21 protein-coding genes are annotated in these 17,719 nt (G+C 74.1%); 14 read left to right on the forward strand and 7 right to left on the reverse strand.

Annotation, left to right across the window (positions count from 1 at the left end; genetic code table 11):
* The first annotated feature begins 19 nt into the window (after positions 1 to 19).
* The 3 genes from ABTY59_RS34885 to ABTY59_RS34895 all read left to right on the forward strand — a co-directional run bounded on the left by ABTY59_RS34885 (position 20) and on the right by ABTY59_RS34895 (position 2,731).
* The gene (locus ABTY59_RS34885) at positions 20 to 1,354 is read left to right on the forward strand and encodes an aminotransferase class I/II-fold pyridoxal phosphate-dependent enzyme (protein ID WP_352023149.1); all 1,335 of its coding nucleotides are present in this window, start codon (positions 20 to 22) and stop codon (positions 1,352 to 1,354) included.
* A 211-nt stretch (positions 1,355 to 1,565) separates the two neighbouring features.
* Positions 1,566 to 2,429 (forward strand): isocitrate lyase/PEP mutase family protein, encoded by an 864-nt coding sequence (locus ABTY59_RS34890; protein ID WP_352023150.1) that lies wholly within the window; start codon positions 1,566 to 1,568, stop codon positions 2,427 to 2,429.
* Positions 2,426 to 2,731: a hypothetical protein gene (locus tag ABTY59_RS34895; protein WP_352023151.1), complete on the forward strand. Its 306-nt coding sequence runs from the start codon at positions 2,426 to 2,428 to the stop codon at positions 2,729 to 2,731. Before ABTY59_RS34890 ends, ABTY59_RS34895 begins: the two co-directional genes overlap by 4 nt.
* 81 nt (positions 2,732 to 2,812) lie before the next feature.
* On the opposite strand, the gene ABTY59_RS34900 is transcribed toward ABTY59_RS34895, so the two are convergent.
* Positions 2,813 to 3,001 carry a hypothetical protein gene (locus ABTY59_RS34900; RefSeq protein WP_352023152.1) on the reverse strand — a complete coding sequence of 63 codons (189 nt, stop codon included), beginning with the start codon at positions 2,999 to 3,001 and terminating at the stop codon, positions 2,813 to 2,815.
* Positions 2,998 to 3,981 (reverse strand): DMT family transporter, encoded by a 984-nt coding sequence (locus ABTY59_RS34905; RefSeq protein ID WP_352023153.1) that lies wholly within the window; start codon positions 3,979 to 3,981, stop codon positions 2,998 to 3,000. The genes ABTY59_RS34900 and ABTY59_RS34905 overlap by 4 nt, the downstream gene beginning before the upstream one ends.
* A gap of 73 nt (positions 3,982 to 4,054) precedes the next feature.
* Between ABTY59_RS34905 and ABTY59_RS34910 the strand changes: the two genes are divergently transcribed.
* A complete protein-coding gene (locus tag ABTY59_RS34910; protein ID WP_352023154.1) occupies positions 4,055 to 4,957 on the forward strand; it encodes a LysR family transcriptional regulator in 903 nt (300 codons plus the stop codon).
* A gap of 48 nt (positions 4,958 to 5,005) precedes the next feature.
* On the opposite strand, the gene ABTY59_RS34915 is transcribed toward ABTY59_RS34910, so the two are convergent.
* Positions 5,006 to 5,473, reverse strand: a complete 468-nt coding sequence (locus tag ABTY59_RS34915) for a pyridoxamine 5'-phosphate oxidase family protein (RefSeq protein WP_352023155.1) — start codon at positions 5,471 to 5,473, stop codon at positions 5,006 to 5,008.
* Positions 5,474 to 5,557: 84 nt separating this feature from the next.
* On the opposite strand from ABTY59_RS34915, the gene ABTY59_RS34920 reads away from it, so the two are divergent.
* The gene (locus ABTY59_RS34920) at positions 5,558 to 6,229 is read left to right on the forward strand and encodes a cysteine hydrolase family protein (RefSeq protein WP_352023156.1); all 672 of its coding nucleotides are present in this window, start codon (positions 5,558 to 5,560) and stop codon (positions 6,227 to 6,229) included.
* On the opposite strand, the gene ABTY59_RS34925 is transcribed toward ABTY59_RS34920, so the two are convergent.
* Positions 6,216 to 6,614, reverse strand: a complete 399-nt coding sequence (locus tag ABTY59_RS34925; RefSeq protein WP_352023157.1) for a Rieske (2Fe-2S) protein — start codon at positions 6,612 to 6,614, stop codon at positions 6,216 to 6,218. The genes ABTY59_RS34920 and ABTY59_RS34925 overlap by 14 nt on opposite strands.
* Before the next feature lie 152 nt (positions 6,615 to 6,766).
* Between ABTY59_RS34925 and ABTY59_RS34930 the strand changes: the two genes are divergently transcribed.
* Together ABTY59_RS34930 and lepB are read left to right on the forward strand one after the other, a co-directional pair.
* Positions 6,767 to 7,798 (forward strand): AraC family transcriptional regulator, encoded by a 1,032-nt coding sequence (locus ABTY59_RS34930; RefSeq protein ID WP_352023158.1) that lies wholly within the window; start codon positions 6,767 to 6,769, stop codon positions 7,796 to 7,798.
* A gap of 103 nt (positions 7,799 to 7,901) precedes the next feature.
* Entirely contained in the window at positions 7,902 to 8,510 is a 609-nt protein-coding gene (lepB, locus tag ABTY59_RS34935; protein WP_352023159.1) for a signal peptidase I, read from the forward strand.
* Here the strand turns inward: lepB and ABTY59_RS34940 are convergent.
* Entirely contained in the window at positions 8,499 to 9,134 is a 636-nt protein-coding gene (locus ABTY59_RS34940; RefSeq protein WP_352023160.1) for a TetR/AcrR family transcriptional regulator, read from the reverse strand. The genes lepB and ABTY59_RS34940 overlap by 12 nt on opposite strands.
* A 135-nt stretch (positions 9,135 to 9,269) precedes the next feature.
* Here ABTY59_RS34940 and ABTY59_RS34945 point away from each other — a divergent pair, with 135 nt between their 5' ends.
* The 7 genes from ABTY59_RS34945 to ABTY59_RS34975 all read left to right on the forward strand — a co-directional run bounded on the left by ABTY59_RS34945 (position 9,270) and on the right by ABTY59_RS34975 (position 14,863).
* Positions 9,270 to 9,956, forward strand: a complete 687-nt coding sequence (locus tag ABTY59_RS34945) for a DUF6230 family protein (RefSeq protein WP_352023161.1) — start codon at positions 9,270 to 9,272, stop codon at positions 9,954 to 9,956.
* 93 nt (positions 9,957 to 10,049) lie between these two features.
* Entirely contained in the window at positions 10,050 to 10,514 is a 465-nt protein-coding gene (locus ABTY59_RS34950; protein ID WP_352023162.1) for a DUF6114 domain-containing protein, read from the forward strand.
* On the forward strand, positions 10,511 to 11,263 hold the full coding sequence (locus ABTY59_RS34955; RefSeq protein WP_352023163.1) for a DUF6230 family protein: 753 nt from the start codon (positions 10,511 to 10,513) through the stop codon (positions 11,261 to 11,263). The genes ABTY59_RS34950 and ABTY59_RS34955 overlap by 4 nt, the downstream gene beginning before the upstream one ends.
* Positions 11,257 to 11,643 (forward strand): DUF6114 domain-containing protein, encoded by a 387-nt coding sequence (locus ABTY59_RS34960; RefSeq protein ID WP_352023164.1) that lies wholly within the window; start codon positions 11,257 to 11,259, stop codon positions 11,641 to 11,643. Before ABTY59_RS34955 ends, ABTY59_RS34960 begins: the two co-directional genes overlap by 7 nt.
* The gene (locus tag ABTY59_RS34965; protein ID WP_352023165.1) at positions 11,640 to 12,263 is read left to right on the forward strand and encodes a hypothetical protein; all 624 of its coding nucleotides are present in this window, start codon (positions 11,640 to 11,642) and stop codon (positions 12,261 to 12,263) included. The genes ABTY59_RS34960 and ABTY59_RS34965 overlap by 4 nt, the downstream gene beginning before the upstream one ends.
* Positions 12,260 to 12,967, forward strand: a complete 708-nt coding sequence (locus ABTY59_RS34970; RefSeq protein WP_352023166.1) for a DUF6230 family protein — start codon at positions 12,260 to 12,262, stop codon at positions 12,965 to 12,967. Before ABTY59_RS34965 ends, ABTY59_RS34970 begins: the two co-directional genes overlap by 4 nt.
* Positions 12,968 to 13,195: 228 nt before the next feature.
* The gene (locus tag ABTY59_RS34975) at positions 13,196 to 14,863 is read left to right on the forward strand and encodes a PLL family lectin (protein ID WP_352023167.1); all 1,668 of its coding nucleotides are present in this window, start codon (positions 13,196 to 13,198) and stop codon (positions 14,861 to 14,863) included.
* A gap of 288 nt (positions 14,864 to 15,151) precedes the next feature.
* On the opposite strand, the gene ABTY59_RS34980 is transcribed toward ABTY59_RS34975, so the two are convergent.
* Both ABTY59_RS34980 and ABTY59_RS34985 read right to left on the reverse strand, forming a co-directional pair.
* A complete protein-coding gene (locus ABTY59_RS34980; RefSeq protein ID WP_352023168.1) occupies positions 15,152 to 16,555 on the reverse strand; it encodes a serine/threonine-protein kinase in 1,404 nt (467 codons plus the stop codon).
* The gene (locus ABTY59_RS34985) at positions 16,552 to 17,361 is read right to left on the reverse strand and encodes a serine/threonine protein kinase (RefSeq protein ID WP_352023169.1); all 810 of its coding nucleotides are present in this window, start codon (positions 17,359 to 17,361) and stop codon (positions 16,552 to 16,554) included. The genes ABTY59_RS34980 and ABTY59_RS34985 overlap by 4 nt, the downstream gene beginning before the upstream one ends.
* Positions 17,362 to 17,719: the final 358 nt, after the last annotated feature.

A 17,719-nucleotide genomic window follows, 5' to 3' on the forward strand; every position in this document is an offset into this window, starting at 1 on the left:
CTAGTGCATACTCATGTTTGTGCTAGGAGAATATCGGATCGAAGGCCGCCGTGCATCGGACATCGCCGCCAGCATCGAGCGGGGAGTGGGTACGGGCGCGCTGCAGCCCGGCCAACTCCTCCCGCCCATGCGGGAATTGGCGACGACCCTCGGCGTGAACCCGAACACCGTCGCCGCCGCCTACCGCACCCTGCGCGAGCGCGGGGTCATCGAGACGGACGGCCGGCGCGGCAGCCGGGTGCGCCCGCGACCCGCCACGACCGCGCGCGGCTCGATCCGCGTGGAGGCACCCGCCGGGGTCAGGGACGTGAGCAACGGCAGCCCCGACCCCGCGCTGCTGCCTCCCCTCGCCGAGGTTTTCGCCGACGTCGCCCGGCGGTACGACGAGCGGCCCGACATGTACGGAGAGGCCCCCGTCGACGAGGAGTTCGGGCGCCTCGCGCGCGCCGCGTTCGACGCGGACGGGGTGCCCGCCGGGCCCGTCGCCGTCGCCTCGGGCTCCCTCGACGCCATCGAACGGGTGCTGGCGGTCCACCTCAGGCCCGGCGACGCCGTCGCCGTCGAGGATCCGGGCTGGGGCAGCCTCCTCGACCTCGTGCCCGCGCTGGGACTGCGCCCGGTGCCGGTCGCCGTCGACGACGAGGGCCCCCTCCCGGAGGCGGTCGAGCGCGCGATCCGGCAGGACGGCGCGCGCGCCGTGATCGTCACCGACCGGGCGCAGAACCCGACCGGGGCCTGCGTCACCGAGGACCGTGCCCGCGCGCTGCGGCGGGTCCTCGCCGCACACCCCGGCGTCCTGCTCGTCGAGGACGACCACGGGCACGGCATCGTCGCGCAGCGCCTCCACCCGCTGGCCGGCGTCACCGACCACTGGGTCCTGGTCCGCTCGGTCGCCAAGGCGTACGGCCCCGACCTCAGGATCGCCGCCTTCACCGGCGACGCCGAGACCGTCGACCGGGTGCTCGGACGGCAGCGGCTCGGCCCCGGCTGGGTCAGCAAGCTGCTCCAGCGGGCCGTCGTCCGCCTGTGGGCCACGGGCGCGGTGGACCCGGCCCTCGTCGCGCGCTCGTACGGGAGGCGGCGCGACGGCCTCGTGCGGGCCCTGGCCCGGCGCGGCGTCGAGGCGCACGGGCGCGGCGGCATGAACGTCTGGGTGCCGGTGGCCGACGAGACCGGCGCGGTGGCCCGGCTGCTCGCCGCCGGCTGGGCGGTCGCGCCGGGTGCCCGCTTCCGGATGGACGCGGGACCGGCCGTCCGGCTCACCGTCTCCGGTCTCGCCGTCGCGGACGTCGAGGCGCTGGCCGACGCCGTGGCCCGGGCGGCGGGCCCGGCGCCGGCGCGGAGCTACGGGTAGGGGGCGCTCCATCTGCCGTACGGGCCTGGCCTGTTCCGCCCACAAGTGACGTTTCTCTGGTGAATGCGCTACGCCTGGAGAGTGAGTCAAGGGCTCGTATGGCGCTGATCGTCTCCAGCTCAGGAAATCATCAGGTTTTGGTAAAGCTCCGTCGTGTTGCGGCGGTTCTGCCCCGATGTCGTGTTTTCCCGAGATGACCAGGAGTCACCCCTTGAACTACGGAAGCAGTCTGCGCGAGGCCGTCGCGGCGCCGGGGACCACCCCGCTGATCGGCGTGTACGACATGTACTCGGCCTCCGTCGCCGCCGACCACTACGACGGGATGTTCGTCTCCGGGTTCGGCTTCGCCGCCTCGTACTACGGGCTGCCGGACATCGGCTTCATCGCCTGGCCGGACATGGTGGCGTTCGTGCAGCGGCTGCGCGGCGCGTTCCCCCGCCACCACCTGCTCGTGGACATCGACGACGGCTACGTCGACCCCGAGGTGGCCTGTCACGTGGTGGAGGGACTGGAGCGGATCGGCGCCTCGGGGGTGATCCTGGAGGACCAGAAGCGGCCCCGCAGGTGCGGCCACGCGGACGGCAAGCAGGTGCTGCCGCTCGACGAGTACCTCGCCAAGCTGAAGATGGTCCTCGCCACCCGCCGGAACATGGTCGTCGTGGCCAGGACGGACGCCACGGACGAGGCGGACATCCTGCACCGGGCGGAGTGCCTGGCGGCGACCGACGCCGACGTGGTCCTGGTGGACGGCGTGCGCAGCGTCGAGTGGATCCACCGGATCCGCGAGGTGGTCGGCGGCAAGCCGCTGCTCTTCAACCAGATCGCCGGAGGCAAGTCGCCCCGCCTCTCGCTCGACGAGCTCTCCGATCTCGGCGTCGACGTGGCGATCTACAGCACGCCCTGTCTCTTCGCGGCGCACGAGGCGATGGACTCGGCCCTCGTCGAGCTCAAGCGGGCCAACGGCCGGCTGCCCTCCTTCGATCCCGAGACGGGTGTCGGCGTCGCCGCCTCGACCCGGCTCCTGGAGCGGAACATCACCCGCCACCAGTCGGTCCCCGAGCGGGTGGGCGCGTGAGCGCGCTGATCCCGCGCCAGTCGCCCCAGGGCTCCCCGGCGCGGGCGACGGCCGGGGTCAGGGGGCCGCTGAAGGCGCTCGGTCTCGCCGCGGCCCTGCTCGCGGCGGGCGCCGGCCCCGCCGCTGCCGACGGCAGCCTGCTGACCGTCATCGACAACTCGCACGCCGACTCCGTGGTGGAGGTCGACCGGGCGGCCAACATCCAGTACGGCAGCAGCGGCACGGCGGGGAGCGACCACGACGGCAGCGCCGTCGACGCCCTGCAGACGCTCTTCGGAGGCGCGCGCACGGGTGAGGACTGACACCCGGTGACGAACGGAACGGCCGGACACCGCCCTCGTGGTGTCCGGCCGTTCCCGCGCCCGCCGCGCCGCGTCGTGTCGTCAGTCCTCCAGCAGGTCGGGGAGGCCCAGCTCGTCGAGCTCGACGGGCTCCGGCCCGTCCATGGGGGCGACGGCCGCCACGGCACCGGCGGTGGCGGTGGTGGCCTGGGCCGGGCCGGCGAATCCGAGGAAGGCGCCGGTCACGGCGAGGGCGGCGAGGAGCGTCCGGGGAAGTGCGGTGAGGTTCATGCCCGGGGAACGATCTTGTCCCCGCGGGGGTCACGGAGCGTGACACGGGAGAGGGAGAGGCGCCCGCCCGAGGCCCGCACGCCCGCCGTCCGGGTGGAGGCGCGGGTCTGGGTGAGGGCCGCGCCCGCCAGGACCACGAGGGCGCCCACCGGCGTGTTCCAGGTGAGGCCCTCGTCGAGCAGGGCGACGCCCGCCGCCGTGGCGATCACCGGGATGAAGTACGTGACCATCGCGGCCGTCGTCGGGCCGACCTCGGCGACGACCCCGTACTGCAGCAGCATCGCGTACCCGGTGCCGAGCGCGCCGAGGGCGATCACGGCCAGCAGCGGAACGATCTCGACCGTGTCCGGGACCGAGGTGAACAGGGGGGTGGCCACGGCCAGTTGCAGCGTGGCGAGACCCACCTGGGAGCCGGCGAGCGAGAGGTTCGACGCGCCGGTGCCGCTCAGGGTCCTGCGGACGTAGATCCAGCCCACCGCGTAGCTGAACGAGGCGAGCAGGGCCAGGGCCGTGCCGGTCACGTCGAGGCCGGAGAAGCCCTGCCAGGCGCCGAGCACGGTGAGCACGCCGACGAAGCCGATGCCCAGACCGGCCGCGCGGACCCGGGTCGGACGGTCCTCGGAGAGCGCCACGAGCGAGAGCAGCATGCCCCAGAGCGGGGTCGTCGCGTTGCAGATGCCCGCCAGGGTGGAGGGGATCGTCAGCTCCGCGTACGCGAAGAGGGAGAACGGCAGCGCGTTCAGCAGGAAGGCCGCGACGGCCAGGTGGCCCCAGACCCGGGCCCCGCGCGGCAGCCGGTCGCGCTTCACGACGATCGCGACGGCGAGCACCGCCGTACCGAACAGGAGCCGCCCGAAGGTCACCTGGAAGGGGGCGAAGCCCTCCGTGCCGACCTTGATGAAGAGGAAGCTGAAGCCCCAGATGAGGGCGAGGGCGCCGAACCGGACGCGCCAGTCGAGTGAGGTGGTGGTGGGGCTCATGCACTCAGGGTGAACGGAACGACGTCTTAGGACAAGCGAGAATTCCTCGACCCCTTCCCTTAGAATCGCTTACATGTTGAACCTGGAGCGCCTCCGCACCCTCGACGCCGTCGCCCGGCACGGTTCGGTCAGCGGCGCGGCCGACGGCCTGCACGTCACCACCTCGGCCGTCTCCCAGCAGCTGTCCAAGCTGGAGCGTGAGGTCGGACAGCAGCTCCTCGCCAAGAACGGCCGTGGCGTGCGACTCACCGACGCCGGACTGCTGCTCGCCGAGCACGCCGCCCGGATCCTCTCCCAGGTCCAGATGGCCCAGGCCGACATCGAGGCCCAGCAGGGGCGGGTGGTGGGCGAGGTGCGGCTCGCCGGCTTCCCGACGGCGGCCCGGGGACTCTTCCCGGCCGCGCTCGCCGCGCTGCGCGAGGGCCACCCCGAACTCCGCGTCCGTACGACGGAGCTGGAGCCGGAGCCCGGCGTGCGGGCGGTGCTGCGCGGGGACGCCGACCTCGCGATCGTCCTGGACTGGAGCAACAAGCGGGCACCCGTCCCCGGCGGCCTGGAGCGCGCCCACCTCCTCGACGACTCCGCCGACGTGGCCCTCCCCGCCGGGCACCCGCTGGCCGAGCGGGAGGCGGTGGACCTGGAGGACTTCGCCGACGAGGAGTGGGTCTCCTGGCCCGAGGGCGAGTTCTGTCACGACTGGCTCATGTTCACGCTGCGCTCGCAGGGCATCGAGCCGCGCATCGGGCACTTCGCGGGGGAGCACCACACCCAGCTGGCCCTGGTCGCCGCCGGACTCGGCGTGTGCGTCACGCCCCGGCTCGGCCGTCCGGTGCCCGACGGCGTCGTCTGCGTCCCCGTCCGGCAGAAGGTCCGGCGTCACATCTACGCGACCTGGCGCGCCGACGCGGGCCGCCGCCCTTCCGTGCGCGCGGTCGTCGCGGCGCTGCGAGCGGCGGCGGAACCCCTGGCGAGCTGAAGGCCCGGGAGGGGCGGACGGGCGATCCGCATCCGTCCCGGGCGCGGCTCAGGGCTGAGCCAGCTTCCGGAAGTCCCAGGAGGCGACGGCGTCCGGGGTGAGCCGGAGCCAGGCGTGCCTGCCGTCGTGCGGCATGGTGTCCAGGCCGAAGTTCTTGGCGGGGAAGAGCTGTTCGGGCACCTCGAGCTCGGGGCACGGCTCCCCGGTCCTCGGCGCCTCGCCGACGAAGACGGCCGTCCCCGACAGCTCCACGCCGCGCAGCTCCCCGTACTCCTCCCCGTCGTCCACGACCACCGCGATCCTGGGGTCGGCGCGCAGTTCCGCCCAGCGACGGCTGCGCGTCAGGGAGTACAGCCACAGTGAGGTGCCGTCCCAGACGAACCAGAGCGCGCTCACGTGCGGGCGGCCGTCGGCGGACACGGTCGCGACGCGGCAGGTGCGCTGTTCGGCGAGGAAGGCGTCGAGCTCGGCCGGGGTCATCATGATCCGGCGTCCACGGCGCTGTGCGACGGTCATCGTCCGCACCCTTCTGGATTTCTGATGAGTCGTCAGAAAGCATGGGGGACCAACCGCGCACGTGCAAGGGGAGGTCAGGGGATCATGGGCCAGAGTCCGAGAGAACGCCTCGGGGAGCGGATCCGTCCGGACGGCGGAGTCGTCCTGCTCACCGTCGAATGTCAGCGGGGCGTCGTCGGGACGGACAGCGCCCTGCCCGAACTGGCGGCCGTCGCCCGCACGTCGGGCGCCCTCGGCAACGTCGCCCGGCTCGTCGCCGCCGCGCACGCGGCCGACGTCCAGGTGATCCACGCCGTCGCCGAACGGCGCCCCGACGGGCGGGGCGCCAACACCAACGCGCGGCTCTTCGCGGCCGCCGCCCGGCTGCCCGTGCAGCAGCACAGCGGCAGTGCCGCCGTCCGGATCGCCGAACCGATCGAGGTCGCCGAGGAGGACCTGATCGTCCGGCGGCTGCACGGGCTCTCCCCGCTCGCGGGCACCGACGTCGACGCGCTGCTCCGCAACCTCGGCTGCCGCACGCTGATCGTCACCGGGGTCTCCGCGAACGTGGCCGTGCCCAACGCCGTCTTCGACGCCGTGAACCTCGGCTACACGGTCGTCGTGCCCGGGGACGCCATCGCGGGGGTGCCGGCCGACTACACCCCGGCGATGATCCGTCACACCCTCGCGCTCGTCGCCACGATCACCACGACGGACGAGGTGCTGGGGTGCTGGAAGGCCCCCACGTCCGGCGGGGGCGCCGTCAGCCGAGGCTGATCTCCTCGCCCACCACCTGGATCGGCTCCGGCGGCAGCGGCGACGACGCCGGGCCGGACTTCACGCTGCCGTCCGAGACGTCGAACCGGCTCTGGTGGCACGGGCAGACGATGACCCCGTCCTCGATGCTGCTCACGGCGCAGCCCGCGTGGGTGCACTTCGAGGAGAAGGCCTTGAACTCGCCGGCCTTGGGCTGGGTGATCACCAGGCCCTTGTCGGCGAGGATCTTCCCGCCGCCCACCGGGATGTCCCCGGTCCGCGCCAGCGCCGTGCCCTCCGGGGCCGCGTTCTTGTCGTCCCCGCCGCCCCCGCAGGCGGCGAGCGCCGCCGCCAGGCCCGCGCTGCCCGCCGCCGCGACGACCGTCCGGCGTGCCACGTCGCTCATGTGATGCCCCTCTTCCCTCGGTGTGCCTGCTGCACGGGTGACGGTACGGCTGTGAGCTGTGTCCCGTTCACAGGATGCGTACTTCGGCAGGGTTACAGTTCTGAGTAGAGTGTCCGAACCTGGACAGCCTTCCATGAAAGTGTCTAGCTTCGGTGAACGCCTCGGTCAGCCCCCATCACGTCCGGGCCGTCCTGTTCGGCGCCGAGCGGCGCGGGGTCGCCCCGGGTCCGCTCCTCGCCCGCGCCGGACTGCCCTCCGCCCTCCTGGAGGAACTCCCCGCCAGGGTCCCCGCCGAACAGTTCGGACAGCTCGTCAGAACGCTCTGGGCCACGCTCGACGACGAGCTGATCGGCTTCGGCGCCGCACCCAGCAAGGTCGGCACCTTCGCGATGATGGCCCACGTCGTGGTCCACGGCAGCCGCGACCTGCGCGAGGCGCTCCGGCGCGCCCAGACCTTCTACTCCCTCTTCCCGGCGGGCCCGCGCTTCCGGCTCCTCGAACCCGGCGCGGGCGGGACCGGCGGGCCCGACGAGGCGCGGATGGAGTTCGACCTCTCCGGGTACGACGACCCCCTCCACTTCGGGGCCGAGTCCACCGTCCTGGTGGCGCACCGCTTCGCCGGCTGGCTCGTCCGCCGCCCGATCGGACTGCGACGGGTCGAGTTCGTCCACCCCGAGCCGCGCCACGCACACGAGTACGCCCGGCTCTTCGGGGCGCCCTGCGTCTTCGGCGCGGAGCGGACGACGGCCGTCTTCGACCGCGCCGACCTCGGCGAACCCGTCCTGCGGGACGCGGCGGCGCTCAAGGCCTTCCTCCGCCGCGCCCCCATCGACGTGCTGGTCCGCGCCGACTACGGCAGTACGGTGACCGGCCGGGTGCGGCACCTGATCGGCCGGGCGCTGCCCGCCGGCCCCGTGCCGACGCCCGAGGAGCTCGCCGCCCGGCTGTCCGTCAGCCCGCAGACGCTGCGGCGCCGGCTGGCCGCCGAGGGGACCACGTACCAGCGGGTCCGTGACCAGGTGCGACGGGACCACGCCCTCGCGGAGCTGACCGGCGGCCGGGTGTCCATCGAGCGGCTCTCCCGGCAGCTCGGCTTCTCCGAACCCAGCGCCTTCCACCGGGCGTTCAGACGCTGGACCGGTGAGACGCCCCGCTCCTATCAGACGCGCGGTCAACAACCCTGAGCGGTACGGTCACGGTCGCCGTCCGCCGCCGGGCCTACCGTCCCGCCATGACCGACATCGACCGGTCCGGGGGCCCCCGGCCGCCGGACCGCACGGGCCGCCGGTGAACGCGCGCCGGCCGGCCGGAGCCGCCCTCGGGACCGTCGTCCTGCTCGGCCTCCTCGCCGGGGTCGCCGTCACGGCCCTGGGCGTCCGGGTCCACGGCACGAGCATGGCCCCCACCCTCCACCAGGGAGACCGGATCCTCGTCGCCCCCGGCTCGGCGGGCCGGGCGCACCGCTTCGACGTGGTGCTGTTGCGGGCCACCGGGAGGGACGCCCTCCTCGTCAAGCGGGTGATCGCCCTTCCCGGTGACCGGGTGGCGATCGTCTCCACGCCGGAGGAGCCCTTCCAGGTCCTCCTCCAGGAGCGGGGCGAGGGCCCGGTGTGGCGGGTCGTGGCGCCCCAGTGGGAGGCGCAGGTCCACCGTACGGGCGCGTGCTGCGGTCCGGACGGCACGCGGTCGGCGCGTCCCGAGCTGCGGACGGTGCCCGAGGGCGCGTTCTTCTACCTGGGCGACAACCCCGACCTCTCGGACGACTCGCGGGCCTACGGCTGGGGCGCGCTGGACCGGATCGAGGGGCGGGTCGGCGCGCGGGCCTATCCCGTCTCCGCTTCCCCGGGCATCGGCAACCGGCCGGCCCTGGAGGAGTACCGGGGGTCAGTGCCGTGAGTCCGGTCCGGCGGGAGGCGCCGCCCGGGGGATCCGCTCGTGGCCCGTGCTCAGGGCGATCCGGAGCACGGTGTCCGCGACGCGGCGGGCCGACTCCTCGGGGGAGGGCCCGGACTGGACGATGTGACTGGCGGTCAGCCGGACCGCCGCGTCCACGGCCAGCTCGCGGGCGACCGGGTCGACGGAGGGCCAGGCCTCCGTGACGTACGCGTCGGCCGTCTCGGTCGCCAGGGCGAAGGCCGCCGTGGACCGGGTCGTGAGGTACGGGAGGAGTCCGTCCTCGCCGGTGCTGGTCAGCATGGCCTTGATCAGCGGGTTCCGGGCGGCCAGCGTGAGGGTGAAGCCGACGGCGGCCTCGACGGCCGCGCGCAGATCGTCCCGGTGCGCGTCCAGGCCCTGCTGGATGCCGACGAGGCAGCGCTCCAGTTCGCGCTGGAACAGGGCTTCGCCGACGGCCTCCTTGGAGGGGAACTCCGAGTACAGCGTCTGTCGGCTGACGCCGACCGCCCCGGCCAGGTGGGACATGCGCAGCTTGTCGAAGCCGCGGTCCGCGACCGCCTCGTACGCGGCGTCGAGCAGCCGCTCGCGCAGCAGTGTCCGGACCGTCTCCCTGAACCGTGGCATCGGCCAAGCCTAGTCCAGCGGGAAAAATCCTCAGGATTGTCAGAACTGTTGACACTTCTCATGGGAGTGTCCAATTCTCGAACAGGGAGCCGCAGGGTGTCATCCGACGCGTGCGGCACGACGGTTGGAGATCAGATGCAGCACGAGACCCGGGGCGTCACCCGCTGGCGCAGATCGGCGTTCCTCGCCGTGCCCGCGACGGCCGCCATCGCCGCCATGGCCACCGCCATGGTCCAGGGCGCGCTCGCCGCGAACCTCTCGCTCACCAGCGTCCCGTTCACCCTCAGCTCCAAGACGGTCGCCGCCCCGCAGGGCATCGGCGCCGTCATGCACACCATCGACGCCGGCGGGGCCAAGGGCGCCGCCGAGGTCGGCATCGCCAAGGCGGGCCTCGACGGCATCTGCGTCCACGCCGTCCAGTCGGTGAACCTCCCGGTGATCGGCAGCCTCGGCACCTGGTCGCTCAACATCTCCTCGCCCGCCGCCGCCACCCCGCTCACCAGCGACCAGCTCGTCGCCGGCGCCGGACTCCAGGCGAACAAGCTCGTGCTCGACGCCCAGGCGCTCAAGGCGGCCACGGCGACGCTCAACGCGAGCGACACCACCCCGAACGTCATCGGCGCGGCAGCCGACGGCGCCGGGATCAAGAGCACCGGCATCAACGACGGCACCCCCGGCCAGTTCGGCCTCGACGCCACCGGAGGCCTGACCGACATCAAGAACCTCAACGCCGACGCCAACGGCGCCACCATCGCCGGCGCGATCACCCTCCCGGACCTCGCGATCGGGATCGCCCACGGCGACAAGACCTGCGGAGCCTGACCGCAGGCACCGCCCCCGGGGCTCCGCGTCCTGCCGCACGGCGCGGGGCCCCGGCCCTCCCGACCCGCCCCGACCCACCGCTGCGAGGCCTCCATGACCACCGATCCGCCGCCCGCGAAGCCCGAGACGCCCGAAGGACCCGCCACCGGCCGCGCGCGCCGCGCCTTCCGCCGCTGGCGCCGCACCCGGCCCTTCTGGGCGGCCCTGTGGACCGGGACCGGGGGCTTCGTCATCCTCTTCCTGCCCCTGGCGCCGCTCGGCAAGATCCTCCAGGTCGGCGTCGGAGGCATCGCGGGCATGGCCGGCGGCGTCCTCCTCATGGCCATGGCCCTGCTCATCCTGCTGCTCCCCGGGCAGCGCCACACCGCGGGCGTCATCGCGGTCATCGCGGGAGTCGCCTCGTTCCCGCTCTCCAACCTCGGCGGCCTGTTCGTCGGCATGTTCCTCTCGGTCCTCGGCGGCTCCATGGCCTTCGCCTGGCTCCCCGAGAAGCCCGCGAAGCGCCGCCGCCCCTTCGCCCGTACGGCCCCCGCCGCCGAAGGGAGCGGACCCGCGTGAACCCCCTCGCCTCCGGAGCCCGCACGGGCCTGCGCGCCGCCGCCGACTGGAACGCCCGCATGCTCGCCCAGGCCGCCGACGGCACCCGCCGCGGCACCCGCTGGGGACGGGGAGCGCTCGCCCTCGTCCCCTCGGTCCTCGCCGTCGGTGCCCTCGGCGCCGCCCTCGCGCAGGGCGCCCTCGCCGCCAACTTCAGCGTCACCGGGCAGCCCTTCACCCTCACCTCCAACGGGGTCCGGGGCAGCGGCTTCGGCGCCATCGTCAACACCCCCGCCGTCGGGCGCCCCGACGGCACCACGACCACCACCACCGCGATGGCCCGCGTCGGCTTCGCGAGCGCCGGCCTCGCCGGGCTCTGCGGGATCGTCCACCAGACCATCGCCGGCGTCCCCTACTCGCTGCTCCTGACGGGCGGCCAGAAGGTGACCGCGACCCCGCCCGCCGCCTTCACCACCGACATCGACGCCTCCAACCTCTACATCCAGGCCACCGAACTCCAGGCGTACGGGCCCACCACCCTCCAGAACGCGGTGCTCGGGCAGTCCGCCGACCAGGTCACCGTCGCCGGCAAGCCGCTCACCGGCGCCCTGCCCGGCGGCTTCGGACTCGGCTCGGCCGGCGGCGAGGGCGGCAGCTCCATCGCGCTGCACGGACTGAACGCCACCGCGTACGACGCCGAGATGGCGGGGGCGCTCGTGCTGCCCGACCTGAGGATCCGGGTCGTGGCGGGAACGGCGACGACATGCTGAGCCGGGCGAGGGCGGCGTACCTCTGGTTCCGCGCGTTCCGCCGGACCCGGCCGTTCTGGGGCGGGGTGTGGCTCGTCGCCGGCGGCTGGACCGTCCTCAAGTTCTCCCTCAGCTCCCTGCAGCTGATCGTCAGCACCGGCTTCGGGGGAGTGGCCGGGTACCTGGTCGGCGGGGGGATGATCCTGTGCGGCCTCATCCCGCTCGCGCTGCCCGCCCAGCGGTACACCTTCGGGCTCATCGGTGCGGTCCTCGCCGTCGTCTCGCTCGTCGTCTCCAACCTGGGCGGCTTCCTGCTCGGCACGGCGCTCGGCGTGCTCGGCGGCTCCATGACGGTCGGCTGGGGCGTCAAGCGCCCGCGCCGCCGGGCGGTGGAGGGGTGACGGCCCGGGTGCGCGGGGCGCGGCCCAGGGCCCTCGCCGTGGCCGTGGCCCTGGCCCTCGCGGTCGTGACCGCCGTCTGGTCCGGGCAGCCGAGCAGCGCCTCGGGCGAGAGCGCCGCGGTCACGCCCCTCGGCGTGCCCTTCCTTCCGTCCCCCGACCCCCTGCACGTCACCATCGCCAGCATGGTCGCCGTCTCCATGACCGTCGAGAAGAACGTCACCATCCGGCTCTCGGACGGCTCGACGCGCACCACCACCCGGTACACCTTCACCAAGCTCAAGATCCGCTCGCACCTGAACGTGGTGCAGCGGGCGGCCGGACACACCGTCACCATCGACGTGCCCGGAGAGGGCTCGCTCGGCGGTTACGACAGCGCAGGGCAGGCCGAGACCACGACCATGTGGGGAGACATCACCCACGTCTGCGTCCGCGTCCTCGTCAAGATCTGCGGCGTGCAGGGGCTGCTCGACTTCTTCGGCTCCCTCATCCCGCTCACCGCCGGGGCAGAGGACTTCACCGGCGACATCTACGCGATCCGGACGGTCGACGACCACGCGGCCCTCGACTCCACCGACAACCCCGTCCACCTCCCCGGAACCATCACGGTGACCACCCCATGAGCACCCCTGGCACGAGGCCCCGTCAGGAAGGCCGCACCCACTGGCGCAGGTCCCTCGCCGTCGCCCTGCCCGCGCTCCTCGCCGCCGGCGGCCTCGGCTCCGCCATGGCCACCGGGGCCCTCGCCGTCGGCCTCCGCATCCAGGACCGGCCCGTCGACTTCACCACCAGCAGCCTGTACGGGACGCAGTACGGCGCCGCCGTCGTCGACCAGACCGTCGGGCGCCCCGACGGCACCACCGGGACCCAGCGCGTGCTCCGCATGGGCTTCGCGGACGGCGTCATCAACGGCCTCTGCCTGAGCCAGCGGCAGCAGATCGCGGGAGCCACGTACACCCTGCTGCTCACCCTCGGCGACGGCGACCCGGGCACCTGGGAGATCAGGACGCAGAACACCGTCCTCGACCTGCGCGGCGCCACCGGCGTCCTCGACATGGACGGCGTCGTCGACCTCAACACGAACGGCGCCGACGTGAAGACCGTCAAGGACGCCACCGGCGCGTACGTCGTCAACCCGCTCGACAGCCCGCAGCACCGCTTCGGCATCCAGGCGCGCTACGCCAAGTTCGACCGGATCACCGGCACCGCCCAGGACTTCCAGATCCCGGGCCTCCTCACGGCCCCGAAGCTGTCGCTCTCCGTCCGCCCCGGCACGGTCGCCTGCCCGGCCCCGGCCGCGCCCACCGGGACGCCCGGCACGCCCTGACCGCCCGTCACCGCCCCACCCCGGAGTCACCCCGCTGTCACTCCGGATCGTTCCGGATGCCTCCCCCGGCGGACCCGCCGCTACCTTGACGACGGCGTCCGCCAGACCGACCGGTCCGGAGCCCGGGGGAGCACCGATGCCGACGACCGGCACCACCGGCCGACCCGCCGCCGCTCCCCGACGGCCGACTCTCGACGGTCCCTCCCCCTCCCGACAGAGAGGCCCACCATGGCAAGAGGCTCGTTACGTCACGTGCTCACCCGACTGGCCGTCGCCGCGAGCGCCGGGGCCCTGGCCGTCGGCGCCCTGGCCCCGGCCGCCACGGCCCGGCCCGTGCCGGAGCCGAGCCCGGCCCCCGGCAAGGACCGGGCCGGCGTCTCCCGCTACTTCGGCGGCCCCGAGGGCTTCGCCATTCCCACCGTGCCCTGCGACCCGGCCGGCCCGACCGCCACCGACGGCCTCCTGGCCGACCAGCTCAACCCGCAGCTCGGCGCGAAGATGGCCGGCTACCTCGACGCGTACAAGATGTCCTGCGCGCGGAGGGTGACCCAGGCGGTGAAGGACCGCGGGCTCAACCCGAGGGCCGCGGCGATCGCGATCGCCACGATCATCGTCGAGAGCAGCATGAACAACTACGCCCAGGCCGTCGACTACACCAGCCTCGGGCTGTTCCAGCAGCAGGACTGGTGGGGCAGCAGGGAGCAGCGCCTCGACCCGGTGTACGCCACCAACGCCTTCTTCGACGAGGTGGAACGGCAGTACCCCGGCGGCTCGTGGAACGACGAGGCGATCGGCGAGGTGTGCTGGCACGTCCAGCGCCCCCGGGAGGACCTGCGCTACCTGTACGGAGTCGAGGCGGGCGACGCGACGCTCATCGCCAACGCCCTCTGGTCCGGCATGTCCGCCGGCCCCGCGCACCCCTACGGCTCGGGCCGTGTGGTGTCCGGCCGGTCCGCCGACGGGCGCCTTGAGGCCTTCGCCGCAGGTGCCGACGGCGTCCACCACGCCTGGCAGACGGCGGTGAACGGCGGCTGGTCACCGTGGCGCTTCGAGGGCGGGCCGCGCAACGCGCAGCTGGCGGTGGTCCCCAACGCGGACGGCCGGCTCGAACTGTTCGCGCTGTCGGACACCACCCTCGACCACATGTGGCAGACGGGGCCGAGCGCCGGCTGGTCGGGCTGGGCGAACTTCGGCACCGGCGGCTACCGGCTGGCCGCGGGCGGCAACGCGGACGGCCGCATCGAGGTGTTCGCCTCCAACGCCAACGGCGTCTTCCACCGCTGGCAGACGGCGCCCAGCGGAGGCTGGGCGAACTGGGAGGGTGCCGGCGGCGGCCCGGCCAACTCCCGTCTCGCCCTGGAGACCGCCCCCGACGGGCGCCTGGAGGTGTTCGCGCTGTCGGACTCGACGTTCGGCCACCTGTACCAGACCGCGGTCAACGGCGGCTGGTCCGCCTGGGAGGACTTCGGCGGCGGCGGACACGACGTCGCCGTCAGCCACAACCAGGACGGCCGCCTGGAGGTCTTCGCCTCCAACGCCGACGGGATCTTCCACCGCTGGCAGACGAGCCCGGCCTCCTGGTCGGCGTGGACGGGCACCGGCGGCATCGGCAACGCCGAGCTGACCACCGCGCGCTCGGTCGACGGCCGGGTCGAGGTCTTCGCGATCAACTCCGCCACCGCGAGCCACTCCTGGCAGACCGGCCCGAACGCCGCCTACTCCGGCTGGGAGACCTTCGGCGGCGGGGGCACCGAGATCGGCGCGGGCAACAACGCCGACGGCCGCATCGAGGTCTTCGGCACCAGCAACGCCGGCGTCTACCACCGCTGGCAGACCGGCTTCACCACCTGGGCGGAGTGGGGCTGGCTGAACGACGCCGGGCCCGCGGTCGGGTAGGGCGGGCACGCACGGGAAGGAGGCCGGACCTCCGGGGGAGGCCGGCCTCTCTCCCGTGCCGCGGGGGAGATCAGGTCCCGGAGCTCCCGCTCCCAGCGGCGCGGCCGCCGGGGAGGAGCGAGGGCACACCGATGACGGGTCCCGCCGGCCGTCAGCGCGGGACCGGGGGACGCGGACAGCCGGCAGCGGCGGTCGGTCAGCGCGGGACCGGGGGACGCGGACAGCCGGGCAGCTGCGTTCGGTCAGCGCGGGACCGGGGGACGCGGGCAGCCGGGCAGCGGCGGTCGGTCAGCGCGGGACCGGGCGATGCGGACAGCCGGGCAGCTGCGGTCGGTCCTTCGTGCGCACGGCGGGGAGCCAGGCCGCGGGGTACGCGGAGCCGCGCGGGAGACGGACGCGGAACCAGAGGGTGGACGTCAGGTCCTCCTCGTCGATGACGGGCAGTCCGTCGGGCAGCCGGCAGTCGGCGGTGAGGAGGTCGCCGTGCCAGACCCGGGTCGGCACGACGTTCCCCGCGACGTACGGCCGGAGGGGATCGATCGCCAGGCCCAGACTGCACTGCGGGTCCCGGTCCGCCCGGTCCTGGCAGCCGCGCTCGGCGTTGAAGACCCGCACGGCACGGGGCGTCGCCCCCAGGGCCGCCGAGCCCTCCCGTACCGCGTCCGACCACAGCGTCGCGCCGGCCGTCGCGCACAGGACGGCGGCGAGCACCGCGGCCCGCGCCCGCGGGCGCCGCACCCGGGCCACGCCCGTCGCCGGGCCCCGCGCGGCCTCCCCGGCCGCGATGCGGGCGAGCAGGGTCTCGGCCGTGTGCGGGGCGCGCTCCGCGTGCGTCGGGGCCAGACAGTCGGCGGCCAGCGCACGCCAGAACGGCGGCACCGCGAGGTCCATGCGCAGCGGCGCACGCCCCTCCCCGTACTCCTGCACCGCGGCGCCCCGCGCCACGGGAGTGGCACCGGGGAACGGCGAGGCGCCGGAGGCGAACACCTCGTGGATCACCACCCCCAGCGCCCAGATGTCGGCGCTCGGCCGGACCTGCACGCCGAGCTCCCCCAGGGGCGCCCGCCAGCGCTCGGGCGGGAGGTAGTCCAGGGTGCCCAGCGGCGGGACGAAGCCGTGCGTGCCGGTCAGCTCCGTGGCGAGCCCGAAGTCGGAGAGCTTCACCGAACCGTCCGCCCCCAGCAGGACGTTCTCCGGCTTCAGATCGGCGTGCACCCAGCCCGAGCGGTGGAGGTGGGCCAGGCCTTCGCAGATCCCCGCGATCAGCCGGCCCCGGTCCGCCCCGGACACCCCGGCGTCGAGCAGCTCGCGCAGACTGCCCGCGGCGCGCTCCATGACCAGCACGATCGCACCGTCCACGGCGGGCAGGTCCGGCGCGGAGAGGACGAAGGACTCCTTGAGGCCGATCAGCCGGGGGTGCCCGGCCCTGCGCCCGAGTTCGACCTCGCGGCGTGCCGATTCCACGATCCTGCGTGCCTGACGCGGCGCGAGCCCGGCGGTCGGCATGATCTTGAGCGCGACCTCTCCGAGGTCCCGACGGTCCGCGCGGGCCGGCCGGGCCGCGTACACCGTCGACCATCCGCCGGCCCCGATCAGCTCGGTGACCACCCAGTCGCCCACCCGGTGGCCGGGCGGGATCGGCTCCGTACCCTCGTGCCCCGCCCCGTCCCCCGTGTCGTACGGCGGTGTCATCGCGACCTCTGCCGCTCCCGCCCGCCGCCTCCCGCGAGGGACGGCAGCAGTGCGAGGTGCTCCTCGCGCACCAGGCCGAACCGCAGCGCGAGCCCGACGATCTCCTCCCGCTTGCCGTTGCGGCGCTCGCCCTTGCCGGGCTCCCGCTCGTCGAGGACGCCGATGCGCAGCTTCTCCTCGGCGAGGTAGTCGATGTGCGAGCTGATCGCCCGCGCGGTGAGCGTGCCTCCCGTGGCGTGCCCCCGGAGCCGCTCGACGATCCGGGGGGTGGTGGGCACCGCCACCCGGGACTGGTCGCGCAGCCGGGGTTCGCAGAGCGCGACGAGCACCAGGAAGTACGTGGCGGACTCGTCCAGGGAGTACGCGGTGACCGTGCGGCTGCCCCAGGGGACGCCCATCGCGTCCGGGTCCAGATAGACGTGGTCGGGCGCGAACACCTGGAAGGAGACCGTGAGGTCGCCGCGCGTCGGCAGCACCACGCGCGAGAACTCGAAGGGGACGGGCGCCCCGACGCGCCGGGGCGGGACCCTCAGGTACTCGCCCGCTCCCTCGGGGTTCTCCACCAGGTAGCTGTGGCTGGTGCTGTGGTTCGTCAGCTGCCAGTGGTCGTCGGTCGCGCGGATCTCCCCGGCGAGCCGGGAGATCGCCGCGTCGGCGAGACGGAGCTCCACCGGAGTCGTCGCCGAACCCCGGCCGAAGCGGGCGACCTCACCGGGACCGAGCCGCAACGTGACGGCGTCACCGCCCCGTTCGCCGTCCTCGGCGCCACCGTTCCCGGGCGGCAGATGCACGACTACGCCGCTCACCGCTCCCCCTCTTCGTCCCGTCGCGGTTGTCGGACGTGCGGAACGATACTCACCAGTCAGGAGAGTTCACCGGCGTCCTTCGGCCACTTCGGCGAGGACCGGCCCCGGCGGGGAGCGCGACCCGGCGCGGGATCCGGTCCCGGGCGCCCCCGAGACCCGGCCCCGAAGTGTGACCCGGGCCACCGAGTGCCCCGGCAGGACGGTGATTTGACGCCGTTTCCGGTCCTCTGCGGCGCCGATCGGCCGGAGCGCGGGAAGGGTCGGGGGACGCGGCCCCCCGCGCGCGGCGGGCCCGTCGCCGGCCGTCGCCCCCGAGCCCCCGTCGCACGCGAGGTGGGACAGGTCACCGCGCCGACGG

The sequence above is a fragment of the Streptomyces sp. NPDC096079 genome, from assembly GCF_040303145.1.
Taxonomy (GTDB): Bacteria; Actinomycetota; Actinomycetes; order Streptomycetales; family Streptomycetaceae; genus Streptomyces.

Coding starts and splice junctions, on each gene's coding strand:
- ABTY59_RS34900 (WP_352023152.1), bottom strand. CDS start 3,001: ATGAACCTCACCGCACTTCCCCGGACGCTCCTCGCCGCCCTCGCCGTG.
- ABTY59_RS34905 (WP_352023153.1), bottom strand. CDS start 3,981: ATGAGCCCCACCACCACCTCACTCGACTGGCGCGTCCGGTTCGGCGCC.
- ABTY59_RS34910 (WP_352023154.1), top strand. CDS start 4,055: ATGTTGAACCTGGAGCGCCTCCGCACCCTCGACGCCGTCGCCCGGCAC.
- ABTY59_RS34915 (WP_352023155.1), bottom strand. CDS start 5,473: ATGACCGTCGCACAGCGCCGTGGACGCCGGATCATGATGACCCCGGCC.
- ABTY59_RS34920 (WP_352023156.1), top strand. CDS start 5,558: ATGGGCCAGAGTCCGAGAGAACGCCTCGGGGAGCGGATCCGTCCGGAC.
- ABTY59_RS34925 (WP_352023157.1), bottom strand. CDS start 6,614: ATGAGCGACGTGGCACGCCGGACGGTCGTCGCGGCGGCGGGCAGCGCG.
- ABTY59_RS34940 (WP_352023160.1), bottom strand. CDS start 9,134: ATGCCACGGTTCAGGGAGACGGTCCGGACACTGCTGCGCGAGCGGCTG.
- ABTY59_RS34945 (WP_352023161.1), top strand. CDS start 9,270: ATGCAGCACGAGACCCGGGGCGTCACCCGCTGGCGCAGATCGGCGTTC.
- ABTY59_RS34950 (WP_352023162.1), top strand. CDS start 10,050: ATGACCACCGATCCGCCGCCCGCGAAGCCCGAGACGCCCGAAGGACCC.
- ABTY59_RS34960 (WP_352023164.1), top strand. CDS start 11,257: ATGCTGAGCCGGGCGAGGGCGGCGTACCTCTGGTTCCGCGCGTTCCGC.
- ABTY59_RS34970 (WP_352023166.1), top strand. CDS start 12,260: ATGAGCACCCCTGGCACGAGGCCCCGTCAGGAAGGCCGCACCCACTGG.
- ABTY59_RS34975 (WP_352023167.1), top strand. CDS start 13,196: ATGGCAAGAGGCTCGTTACGTCACGTGCTCACCCGACTGGCCGTCGCC.
- ABTY59_RS34980 (WP_352023168.1), bottom strand. CDS start 16,555: ATGACACCGCCGTACGACACGGGGGACGGGGCGGGGCACGAGGGTACG.